Here is an 11,648-nt window from a genome sequence, read left to right as displayed (position 1 = left end):
TTGCATCTGTCTGGCATGGGCATAGCGTCCATGCTTGGCCAGGGCAACTTTGGATAAGCGTCGATAGCTTTGACGAAGCTCGATACCCATGCCTTTGGCCATTCTCACCAGTGCACTTCGGGCTTTGTGGTAGAGCCTGGCGTCTGTCGGAAATGCGATGGCTTTGTCTTGTACGGTGGTGTCTACATTGACCACCGCAAGCGAGGTGAGGGATACGGCTCGGGTGGCAAGTCCTGTCCGGACGGTGAGGCCAAGCATGAATTCGCAACCCGCCTCGCCAGTCCGGTGCCAATTTAAATGCCATATCGAGAGTTCAGGGCCTTAGAGTCAGTTGTGACAAGAGGCTGATCAGCCTACGCCATCGTCACCTTTGCAGCCAGCGACTGGAGCTTCGCATCAAGTTCCTTGGCGGCCGCGAGCAGTGGTTCATTTGCCTCGACGGCCATTAGCGATGAAGGCCTTACATATGTCAGGCTGCTTTGATCCCGGTCCTCTTCAATCACGATGAGTTCCACCGGTGCGAAAAGACCTGCCGCCAAATCATGACGCAACATAGTGATGGCCAGCACTGGGTTTCCAATTATGAAGCGGAATACCTTCTTTTGAATGCCAACTTTCTTTATCCAGGCACCATGATTCAGCACAGCGAATAGAATGAATCCGCTGGGCCCCGCATGAGATTCCACTTCCGCCTTGTACGACTCCCAACTTTCAAACTTTGCAGGAAGGTCGTCGATCATCAGTGGTTTTTCTCCGACGTCGGCCAGCAATGCCCGCACGACTTCGTCAAAAGATTTCTTGCTGTCGAACCTGATGCGGACGCCCTGGAAGGGGATTTCTTGCGGGCTGCCAGTTGTCATCGTGGTTCTCCCGCAGTTACGGCGCAATGATGATCTCCTTCCTCGGCAACCGCAATACGGTGAGCGTTGCGCTCTTCGACATGAGCAACAGGCGTGCGATCAATCAACAGGCTGAGGAGTTCCGGGCGACTATAGTGGCCGCGCGAATCCATTTTTCCCTTACGCTTATCGATCAAGGAGAAATCAAGATCGGCAATCACCACCCCTTCACCAGTGCGCAGAGGCTCACCCATCAATTCGCCTTGCGGTGACACAATCGCGGTAAAGCATCCACTAGAGATCGGACCAATGGGGCACCCCGTGTCCTGCATAATCCGAGCTTGTTGATCTGCATTCAGCCAGGCGGTGGCGTTGACAACAAAGCAACCGGACTCCAGTGCGTGTTGGCGGATGTTTACTTGAGCCTGTTCGGAGAAGAGGTCGCCCCCGAACGACCCGGGATACATCGCAGAATGAATCTGCTCGCCATCAGCCATCAATGCGTAACGGGCCAGCGGGTTGTAATGTTCCCAGCAAGCCAGTTGACCGATGCGACCGACTGCGCTGTCGACAGCCCGCAGTCCGGAACCGTCACCCTGCCCCCAGATCATGCGTTCATGGTAGGTCGGGGAAATCTTACGGCGGCGCTGAATCAAGGATCCGTCAGCATCGAACAGCAACTGTGCATTATAGAGGGTGCCGCCATCGCGCTCATTTACGCCAATGGATACCACCACCCCGGCTTGCCTACACGCTTCACTGATGGCGTGAGTAGCGGCCGAGGGTATAGTCACTGCTTGGTCAAGTAATCGGAGGTATTCCGTTTCCATCTCGAAAGGCCGCTGTACAAAGGAGAAATAGGGGTAGTAAGGGACCACCGTCTCCGGGAAGGTGGCGAACTGGACTCCCTGGCGGCCAAGCTCGAAAATCTTCTGTAGAACTTTATCCACGGTACCTTCGCGGCTGTAAAGCACCGGGCTGATTTGTACGGCAGCGCCTTTTATGAGGTTCATTGCAGTACCCTTTACTGGTCAATTATTGAAAGCTGCGGTTCCTGTACGTGTAGTCCACCGAACCGTCCAGCCCCGCAAGCTTTGCTGGTAGCATTTCTCCCGATAGATCCCGAAGCTTCCAATGTAGTTCGTCGAAATTGTCATGCAGTATTGGCTGTTAGTTGTGGGGCAACCGGATAAGCCGCGCTAGGGATGCCAACCGTCGCAAGTGGCTTGGCCGCGAAAGAGCCGGCAAACAACCGGTTTGCAGGATCCATCCTGCACCACAAGCCATGAGAATTGCGTGCATTTGGACATCCACTAAGGACTTCTGACCCCCCAGTATGAATTTCTTTCTGACTCCCTGGGCGACCACTCTAACCCAACGGTGCAAGTCAAAGCGGACCTTTACTTTTCCAGTACCAGAGATGGAGCGCCTTTCTCCTTAACCAGAAAAACAAGGAATTTTGCTGGCTTTGTGCTACTTGCGTTCCGGGAAACGGTGTGAATATCGTTGAGATCTTCATAATAGCTCTGGCCCGGCGTCAGCGTGACTTCCTTTCCGCCTTTCACCTGCGTCACGATGGAACCCTCCAATACGTAAAGAAACACCTGCGCATTGTGGCGGTGGGCAGGGCTCGAATAGCCCGGCGGAAAGTCCACGGTATACATCTGAGCTTCCTTGCCGGAAACTCCTGCCAGATCTTTCGATATGAGCGGCGTGACAATCTCCTGCGCCATCAGGGGACTGATTATGATAAGAGGACCGGTTATGAGAAATGCCAGCAGCAACATTGGTCTTGCAGACATGTGCATTGCTCCTTTTAAATATATCGTGTTTTAGAATTGAGAGGAGACATTAATAGAGCTGGCGCTCGACGAACACATTGTTCCTCCAAGCGCCATACCCGTCCATGGGAGCTTACACTCCTGCCCCTGAAGGCCTGCACAACCTCATCCCCGTGAACGCGCTGCCGTCACTATTCACAACCTCCGGTTTCCTGACAGCCAAGTTAAATAGTTGCGTGTATATGTACAAGGCTCGATTTGACTATAGTACAGAAAGCATTTTTTGCTAAATAAGGATTATGGCAGTCGGAATTAGGCTGAGCGTTGAGCCAGCAAAGCCAAGGTTTTACGCACTCGCCCTGCCATGGATAGTCGAGGGGCCGGTCCTCTTAAGCCGTGTGGGCGTCAGTGCACCGGCGTAAGAACAGGCTCGCCGCTGTTCTTCAACAGGAAGACCAGAAACTTGGCGGGCTTGGTGAGGCTGGCGTTGCGCCCGATGGTGTGCACATCGTTTGGGCCTTCGTAGAAGGTCTGGCCGGGCGTTAGCGTCACCGGCTTTCCGCCCTGCACGCTCATCACAATCGAACCCTCCAGCACGTAGATGAAACCATGCGCATGGTGGCGATGCACGGGGTCGACAGCGCCTGGCGGATAGTCGACGATGAGCATCAGGGTTTCCTTGCCCGGATAATCGGCCAGCGCCTTGGTCATCAATGGCGTCACGCGCGCCGATGCTGGCGCCTGCTGTGCGCTGGCCGTACCGGCTGCCAACAGCAGCAGCACGGCGAGAGTTCTGAAAATAGTCATGGCTTGTTCCTCGTTGCTGGCCTGCGGCCCATGCGTCGTGGTGAGTTCGGCGCGACGACGTACCACGCAGTCGCGCCGATGCCTGATCAGTACAAACCGGATTTGTCCAAGCCGAATGCCTCGTCATATGAGCCGGGTACAGTCTGGAAGCCCACGCTGACGCGATTCCAGGCGTTGATTGACATCACCAGGAAGGTCAGGTCGGACAATTCCTTATCGGACAGCTGCGTGCGAACACGTTCGTAGACGTTATCTGGCACGCCCTGGGCGGGGAGCTGGGTCAGGATTTCAGTCCATGCCAACGCGGCGCGCTCGCGCGGATTAAACAGCGTGGACTCGTGCCAGATCGCGATATGGTGCAGACGGAGCGGTCGTTCACCATGGATCGTGGCTTCCTTGACGTGCATATCCACGCAGAACGCGCAGCCGTTGATCTGCGATGCCCTGATATTCACCAGATCATGAATAGACTCCTCGATCGTGGAGTGCCTAAGGGCCATGCTGAACTCGACGAATTTCTTGAACAGCTCGGGGGATTGCTTCTGGTAGTCAATGCGCTGGGTCATGATGAATCCTCAATGGTTGACAAAGCCCTATGAGGGGTGACTGGGTATCAACCAGTCACACGGGCCGGGACTGACGCGCCGCGGGACACAGTCAAGATGTGAGTCGCTGCTGGCGTTGGGCTATAGGCTTGGCGCGGCGCCGATGCGTTCCTAATCTATCTATAGCACAAATCACGATATGCGGAGCGGGCTCTCGACCTTTAAGATTGAGCTTTAGCTGCCGAATAACCGACGGCATCAAGAACATAAATATTTTTTCAAAGTGAAACTCACCTGGCCTATTCTGAAAATATCCTCAACCATGATAAGATTTCATAGCCATGCCATTATGAGGGGAATCTCTATGCTCAATTTGGATTCGGAGACAATCATCATCAAATGTCCTCACTGTTCAATTAAGTACGAGGAGACAATTTCACGGCTGAAGTACGAACCAAAACTTGCCTGCCCTCATTGCGACAATTACGTTGGAGTCAACCTTCTGGAATTGCATATCGCGCTGGAATCGGTGCAAAAATCCTGTGATGCTTTCCTCAAGAGAATAATGAGAGAGCCCAACCGCAAGCGTTTGCCGTAGGCATCAAATGTTCAATACAGGCGAGTTTTTGCGTATTCCGCGCTGAAAGTTTGTTTTTGCCGTATCTGTTGATGTGCAGTGCTATCGTTCACTTGCCCGATCTCCTCGTCAGTTGTAGGTCGGGCTCCGCCCGACGATCGTAGAATGATGTCGGGCGGAGCCCGACCTACCGATAATTGTGCACGTCGCAGACGATAGAGGATTGCTGAACGCCAACAGGTAATAGACTCAACAGTGGGTACCGGCAGTGGTCAACAATACCGTCTATGCAAATTGCAAGGTAAGCCGGGAGCTGGTTCTGGCAAAACGGGGCTCGACACTCAATTGCGCCTGAGCTACAAACCCGACAACTTTCAAATACCGCCGCTTCTAATAATTAAACTTTAGCTGGGCAAAGAAAGTCCGTTGAGGAAAAGGGTGAAAGATCCAGTACTTGTCATTGTTGACGTTGTTGATGCCGCCGATAGCGGTCCACTGCCGGGTGATTTTGTATTTCGCGATCAAATCGGCGACAACATAGCTCGTTATCCCAGTGTAGGCAAAACCATTCGTATCGCTATTGTTCAACTGGCCAAACTGGCCGCTGCTGTAACGAACACTCACTGAAGCCGTCAGTTTCTCGTTTGCGCGATAAGTGATTATTGCGTTGGCGCGCCACGTGGGAAGTCTGGGTTGGCGTTTGCCGGTTGAGGGAACCGCCGCGTTGGGATTGGCTGCTGTCGGCCCTAATGCCGCCGCTGCCGCATCTGCATCGTGGTTACTGTTTATCCGGGAATCCACCCAGGTGAAATTACCGAGGATATCCAGGCCTTTTATGCCTGCATCCGTTTTCTCACCGGAAACCTCGATGCCATAAGTATCGATTTCGCCCACATTCGAAATAAAGGTTGCTTGCGAAGTGGTGCCGTTAGCCGTAATCAGTCCCGTCTGGGAAAAAATGGCATTTTTTATACGCTCCTGGAACAAGCTGAGACGCAATCTTCCCTTGTCTGGAAAATATTCGGCGGAAAGCTCGGAAGCAAGGGCATCTTCAGGCCGGAGATTGGGGTTTCCATTAACTGATATTGCGGTCGCGCCAGTTCCCACCGTCGTCGTTTGAAACAATTCGGACGCGGTTGCGTACCGATAAGCCTGGCCGATGGCAGCACCGATCTTCACGCGATCCATCGGGCTCCAGGTCAGCTTGCCCTTGGGCGAAAAATTGACTGCGCTCTTGTTAGCCTGATCGACCGTTCTGAGTTCAGTGTGAGCGGGGATACTTCCGTTAGCGGGAATATTTACAGTTGTCGCATTAAAACCGTCATAAGCATGCCATGATTCCAGGCGGCCGCCGACTGTAAAGTTCCAGTCTTCATGAAAATCCCAGGCGTCCTGTATCCAGTAACCTTCAGTCTGCGTCTTTCCGGTCGAGTTTGAAAAGATACTTTGACCGTTGCCGCTTTGCCAATTGCCGGTATTGAACACTGGATTCTTGAGCGTATACAGGTCATGGTGAAAGCCAAAACTGATCTCATGGTAACCCAGCAGATCGACGCTTGGCCGCCAGATGCCCTTGGCGTCAACCGTATGCCAACCGGAGCCGGTCAAACTGGTGATTCTACCCGGTGCATTGCCGGCGAACGCAAGGGTGGGGTCGACCGTGGGTGCGCGAACGGTATCCTTGCCTAAATCAATCACGCTACCCACCAACTCCCAATCAAATTTTCCACCGGTATTGGACCGAAGATTCATGCCGTGCGACCAGGTTGTCTGATCGGTCTGATTGCCCGCAAAGGTGGGGCTATTCGGAGCGGACAGATTGTATCGCCTGCCGCCGATATTGACGAAGCCGCTTTGTACCGGATTCCCCGCTGCATCCCTCAGGTAGCTTTGCGTGTTCGAGCTAGCGTTGTTCTGCCACATGCCCAAGGTATAGGCGATCTTTATGGTTGGGGTAATATCATAGGCCCATTTCCACTTGAAATTATCCTGTACCGTGTGGTTGATGTTCCCCGCGCCCAGCGTCTGGTTGGGCGCATTTGTGGCGTTTGCGCCCGCGAACGCCCCTGTTACCACTGTATCTCCACTGTTGGCTGCGGTGGTCGAGTTGAGTGCTGTCGCAAACGTTATTGGCTGGCTATGGGCATCGAGATGGCTGTAGTCGAACCGGAATGACAAGTCGTTATACCGATGGCCGATATTTCCGGAGTACCGCTGGGTATCGTAGGTTTCTTTTGTGCCATAGAGATTGAAAGTCTGCCAGGATGATTGCGCATCGGCACCCACTTCAAATTTATCCGGCATTCGCGTGGTGATGTTAATCACCCCACCTATTGAATTGCCGGCGTAGGCTGCCGAAAATGGGCCGTACATAATATCGATACGCTCGATTTCAGCGGGCGATACGGTATTCCAGCGAGGCGAACCCGTGTTTGTGTTGTTATTGCCGAGCAACGAAGACAGCAAAATACCATCCGCATAAATCAGGTTGCGCGCGCTGGCTGATGTGCCCGAGGTGCGCATCCCCACGGGCGCGTTGGTGTCACCGATATAGCGACTGCGTACTTGAATGGATGGCATGTACTTAATGGCATCCTCTGTAGCCATGAGGTTGACCGTACTGTCCAGTTTCTCCCTGGTCATGCTCTCTGTGGTCTGGGGTAGCCTGTACCTTTCCTTTTCAGTTTGCTTTGAGATCGGCTTCACTTTTCCTCCGATCGTCATTTCCGGCAATTTAACCGCGGGCTCGCCAGTCGGCGCCTGTTTTTCGGCGGCTCCGGCAGGAGTTTGCGCTATCTCCGTACCAGCGGAACGTGCTGGCGCAGGGGTGCCGGCAAGGGGCTTTTTAATTGGCGCCAATTCGGCCTCGACCTCATCTTTTGCCTGCGACCCATGCTCAGCGGTTGCCCAGACAGAAGATACGCAGAGCAAACTTGCCAAGGCAAACGGCATCGATTTCAGCTTTATATTCGGTTTCATATTTCCTCACCTGCTTTTCTTATTACTGAAAAACAGCTGTTTATCGACGCTGCACGATGTATTTTTAAAAGATTTTCGCCAGTCCGTTGATTCCGCTTGATGTAGTTCAGAAAGCCGAAGTTTTCCATGCCGATCTTGCAGCCGATCGTGATCAGTGAACGCAGGCAACGGAATAGCAGACTGATCAATAATCCAAAGTTCCCACCCTGGAATCGGAACGCGAGAATAATCTATTTCAGTCAGCGCAGGAATGCGGCAAATTGTCGCACTATATAAAACAGTGGTTTATTGATCAGCAAGTTACAGCTCCTGGTTCTTCCATGGCAGCCTTTGAATGAGCAGTCACGATTGGCCTCTAGCTGCAATCGAGAAAATGATTTTTCCCTCATTTTCTATTAGATCAGCGGCTTCCGTTTCGGACATCCGGGAAACAGAGAAGCCCAGGAGTAGTGCAGACATTTACAGGTTCGTAGTCTGTATACCCCCGGGGTATCTATCCGAACTATTCGCCATACTCGGGCGTCGACGCCTCAGCGAAAGTTGGTCAGGCTGAAATCAGGGAATATGTAAATAGACTTGACTATAAAACAAACACTGCTATGAATACATTGAAGGTTTGCAAGAGCTATCGTTTTTCATTTTCAGATGAAGATGCCTATAAAGGCTTATTAATTATGTCGCGACCACCAGCTGAGCGCCGATTTTGAAATTAATCCATTAATCGTTTGAACCACTTGTTATCCGAATCTAAAACAACAGGAGTCACTATCATGAAACAACTGCGCGTGATGGGAACCTTTTCCGCATTGATGGGAATATTGGCTGCGCTTAGCCCTATTGAGGCTATTACCGTATCCCAGGCAGAACCGATGAAACCTTCGAAGATAATCAAGACGGAATATCAATATGCCGCAAAGGTCGCTTGTTCGCTGCTGCTACCGCACCAGGACGGCTCATTGGCGCGCGGCACCTACCGTACGGCTGTCAACATACACAATCCCACCAATAAAGAAGTTACCGTCGCCGCCAAGGTGGCGCTTGCGACACAGTTCGGCTCCGAGCCAGGACCATTCGGCGTAACGCCGTTCAAGGAAGCGGTTCTCCAGCCAGACGGGGCAGTCGGCGTAAACTGATTTGATATTGCAGGTTACTTTTGTCCCATTGATGGCGTTTGTGTCGATTTTGCATTCCTGGAAGGATTCCTGGTAATAAAAAGTCCGGTGCCCCTGGACGTGGTTGGCGTTTATACCGCCCGGCATACGGATGGAGAAGTTGAATCCATCGATGTAGAAGCGGTGGATCCGCGGCAGATTCGCGAAACGGTCAAGATTGGTGCGACAGAGCCAACCAAACCGGGCGGCGGGAAACGCGTCGATTATCCGCCCAAGGGGAGCTCCGCCTATGGCGAGAAGGAACCGAAACAAATGTGTGGAGGAATTGCCGGATTTCCATGCCCTGATGGCAAGAAGTGTGTGGATGATCCTTCTGACAATTGTGATCCCACCCGTGGTGGCGCCGACTGCAGCGGTATTTGCGTGAAATAACTGCGCTCGGTTTAGAAAGAGTTTGTTTTAAAGTTTAAAGCGCAACGCTTGAGCTTGGTCTTGTTGATGGACGGCTGTATCCATGGGGGCACGTGGAAACAACGTTCCGGACACCTGAGACGATCCAATGCGACACGTCTATGACGTCATCATCGTTGGTGCGGGGCCCGCAGGTTGTGCGGCCGCCCGCACTTTAGCCAGCGCTGGCTTTTATGTTGGTTTGTTTGACAAGGCGATCTTCCCGCGTGACAAAACTTGTGGGGACGCCTTGATTCCTGATGCGCATCACGCGCTGAAAAAACTCGGCCTGATGGAGCGCGTTACCAAAATCTCCTGCCCTGCCAAAGGGATGCGTCTGATTGGCTTCAATGGCAGCAGCGTTTTGATCCGAGCGGATAGCGCTTGTGTGCCGCGCCTGAAATTGGATGAGTTATTGCTGGAGAGCGCCATGGAAGCCGGTAGCGAGTTTATACCTGACCACGAGTTCGTCGGCATTCTTGATGAGAACGAGGAAAATTACCAGGTGGAGTTCTCGAGAAATGGTAATTATGTCTTCGCGAGGGCACATTGGATATTGCTGGCAACCGGTGCTAATGTCAGGTCAATTCAGCACGCTGGCTTATTGCTGAGAGCTGAATGTCGCAATTTCGCGGCTCGCCAGTATGTGCGTAATGAACGCTTGGCAAGAGATCTGCACGAGCTGACATTTACTTTTGATCCCTCGGTGAAGGGCGGTTATGGCTGGATTTTTCCGGGGCCGGATGCAATATTCAATATCGGCATCGGATTCTTTGGTTCCGCACATAAATACTGCAACCCTCGTCGCAGCTACGAGCGGTTTATTGCCAAATTACCCCTTGCTCAAGACTTGATGCGAGATGGCAAGATCATCAGCCCTCTCAAAGGCTCACCACTTCGCACCGGCTTGTCCGGTACGCGCTTCGCCCGCGGTGGCTTGCTGGGCATCGGAGAATGCATCGGCGCGACTTTTCCACTTACCGGCGAGGGAATCGGAAAAGCAATGGAAACGGGCATTCTTGCGGCGGAGGCGATTATGGCCCAATACGATCTAGGTCGCGCCGCTGTAGCCCAAGCCTATACCCAAAGTATAAAAGCCCTCCAGCCAAAGTTTGAAGTCTACCGTAAAGCCGAATTTTTATTTAACTGGCCGTACCTGACCAACAAGCTAGTGGGGCATACCGCTAAAAGCGAATATACGCGCGGCAAAGTGGAAGGGTTGTTTAACGAAACGTCCGATCCCGGTTTTTTGCTAACGCTCTCAGGATGGATGAGGATTCTTTTCGCTAATCGGTGAAGCTATGCTTCAATATCGCCTCTATTGATTAGCTCTGTTGATGGGCCAAGTGAATAGTATGAATTTCGTCATTCCGGGGCTTGCCCGGAATACAGTCCAAGCTGACGACGGCATACTTTACATGCCGCCGCAGGCCAGGTCCCACCCCGTAGCGAGACGCAATGACTTGGTTTATTTCTACACGGCAAATACCCGACAAAAAACCGGCCGAATCATCCGGCCGTTGTATTCCTGGTGGAGCTAGGGCACGAGCAGAATTGGCCTAATGCTCTTTCTTGATCTTTATGTGACTTATGACCTTCGTGACACCTTCGACGGCGTGAGCGATCGAATGTGCTTTATCGATTTCAGCTTGACTCCTGGCTGTGCCGCTCAGCACTACTACACCATTCTTATCTGTATCAACCATGATATGCATCGCGCTGACATCCTTTTCGGCCGCCAACCTGGCTTTGATCTTGCTGGTGATTACCGAATCCTTAACAAATTCACCCACACTTGAATCCGAGTCGTGACTTGCGGAAAAGCCCATAACAGGCATCCATAACGTCCCGATCACAAATATACTTGCCAAAAGCTTAGTTGTTTTCATTGTCTTATCCTTCGAAATTGGGTAGGGATACAGAATGTCACTTCCCTCGTGCTCGGTCTGTACGGTGCCGTACACTGGCGCTGCGCCGTAGCGCTCTATATAGCGCTATTCACTTCAGAATGGTACGACACAAATAGGTGCCGTGAAATAAATTAACGGATCGGGATAAAAAGCTTTAATACAGCGAAAGAAGACGGTGTATCGTTGGCGGTAGCTAGCAGCCTGTCGGGCTTGAAGATCACAGCGAAAAAGTGACTGGGTGAGGAGGATTTTAAGGATTTTGAAGGTCAATAATTATTCTATTGGCCGAAAAAGCGGCGAGATATGAACCAGCCAGACGCTTTTGCAGCGATTTCCTTTAAGTACGCAGGCTGCTAAGGGTAGGACCAAGGTATCCATCGGTACGCGCTTGACATACCATTACCCAAATGAAGCATGGAAGGATCTCGGTTCATGCTCCACTACTGCGCGACAAAGTTGTATTACGCTTAATTGCTTGATTTTTTGGTAGCGAATCCCAGATTCGAACTGGGGACCAACGGATTATGATTCCGCTGCTCTAACCACTGAGCTAATTCGCCACGTATAAGCCGAAGAGGTCGAATTTTGCCTTCAGCAAGGGACGCTGTCAAGATTAACAAGGATTTCCCGCTGCTATCTCCATGATCT

Annotated in this window: 10 protein-coding genes, 1 tRNA gene and 1 pseudogene; 3 read left to right on the top strand and 9 right to left on the bottom strand. The window is 52.1% G+C overall.

Annotated elements, in window-relative coordinates:
- The 7 genes and pseudogenes from BUA28_RS09355 to BUA28_RS09320 form a co-directional block, all read right to left on the bottom strand.
- A pseudogene (locus BUA28_RS09355) lies at window positions 1-204 on the bottom strand (IS5/IS1182 family transposase); the annotation flags it as partial.
- Window positions 205-353: 149 nt separating this feature from the next.
- Window positions 354-860, bottom strand: a complete 507-nt coding sequence (locus BUA28_RS09350) for a DUF302 domain-containing protein (RefSeq protein WP_072767849.1) — start codon at window positions 858-860, stop codon at window positions 354-356.
- On the bottom strand, window positions 857-1,852 hold the full coding sequence (locus BUA28_RS09345; protein WP_072767848.1) for a nitrilase-related carbon-nitrogen hydrolase: 996 nt from the start codon (window positions 1,850-1,852) through the stop codon (window positions 857-859). The genes BUA28_RS09350 and BUA28_RS09345 overlap by 4 nt, the downstream gene beginning before the upstream one ends.
- A gap of 387 nt (window positions 1,853-2,239) precedes the next feature.
- Window positions 2,240-2,641 carry a cupin domain-containing protein gene (locus tag BUA28_RS09340; RefSeq protein WP_218124753.1) on the bottom strand — a complete coding sequence of 134 codons (402 nt, stop codon included), beginning with the start codon at window positions 2,639-2,641 and terminating at the stop codon, window positions 2,240-2,242.
- Between the two features lie 384 nt (window positions 2,642-3,025).
- Window positions 3,026-3,427 carry a cupin domain-containing protein gene (locus BUA28_RS09335; RefSeq protein ID WP_072767846.1) on the bottom strand — a complete coding sequence of 134 codons (402 nt, stop codon included), beginning with the start codon at window positions 3,425-3,427 and terminating at the stop codon, window positions 3,026-3,028.
- An 86-nt stretch (window positions 3,428-3,513) separates the two neighbouring features.
- A complete protein-coding gene (locus BUA28_RS09330) occupies window positions 3,514-3,993 on the bottom strand; it encodes a carboxymuconolactone decarboxylase family protein (RefSeq protein WP_072767845.1) in 480 nt (159 codons plus the stop codon).
- A 946-nt stretch (window positions 3,994-4,939) separates the two neighbouring features.
- Complete coding sequence (locus BUA28_RS09320) at window positions 4,940-7,528, bottom strand: TonB-dependent receptor (RefSeq protein WP_072767843.1); 2,589 nt, start codon at window positions 7,526-7,528, stop codon at window positions 4,940-4,942.
- Between the two features lie 770 nt (window positions 7,529-8,298).
- On the opposite strand from BUA28_RS09320, the gene BUA28_RS16295 reads away from it, so the two are divergent.
- The 3 genes from BUA28_RS16295 to BUA28_RS09305 all read left to right on the top strand — a co-directional run bounded on the left by BUA28_RS16295 (window position 8,299) and on the right by BUA28_RS09305 (window position 10,387).
- Window positions 8,299-8,661, top strand: coding sequence for a hypothetical protein (locus BUA28_RS16295; RefSeq protein WP_256598285.1), 363 nt, complete (start codon window positions 8,299-8,301; stop codon window positions 8,659-8,661).
- A gap of 99 nt (window positions 8,662-8,760) precedes the next feature.
- A complete protein-coding gene (locus BUA28_RS16290) occupies window positions 8,761-9,072 on the top strand; it encodes a hypothetical protein (RefSeq protein ID WP_256598284.1) in 312 nt (103 codons plus the stop codon).
- A gap of 127 nt (window positions 9,073-9,199) precedes the next feature.
- Window positions 9,200-10,387: a geranylgeranyl reductase family protein gene (locus tag BUA28_RS09305; RefSeq protein ID WP_072767841.1), complete on the top strand. Its 1,188-nt coding sequence runs from the start codon at window positions 9,200-9,202 to the stop codon at window positions 10,385-10,387.
- A gap of 262 nt (window positions 10,388-10,649) precedes the next feature.
- Here BUA28_RS09305 and BUA28_RS09300 read toward each other — a convergent pair whose 3' ends face one another.
- Both BUA28_RS09300 and BUA28_RS09295 read right to left on the bottom strand, forming a co-directional pair.
- Complete coding sequence (locus tag BUA28_RS09300) at window positions 10,650-10,979, bottom strand: BON domain-containing protein (RefSeq protein WP_072767840.1); 330 nt, start codon at window positions 10,977-10,979, stop codon at window positions 10,650-10,652.
- A 505-nt stretch (window positions 10,980-11,484) separates the two neighbouring features.
- A tRNA-Met gene (locus tag BUA28_RS09295) sits at window positions 11,485-11,560 on the bottom strand.
- Between the last annotated feature and the right edge of the window lie 88 nt (window positions 11,561-11,648).

Source organism: Nitrosospira sp. Nsp11 (genome assembly GCF_900142705.1).
In the GTDB taxonomy this organism is placed as follows: Bacteria; Pseudomonadota; Gammaproteobacteria; order Burkholderiales; family Nitrosomonadaceae; genus Nitrosospira.
The sequence above is the reverse complement of the archived record's forward strand: the minus strand, read 5'-3'. Positions and strand labels throughout refer to the sequence as shown.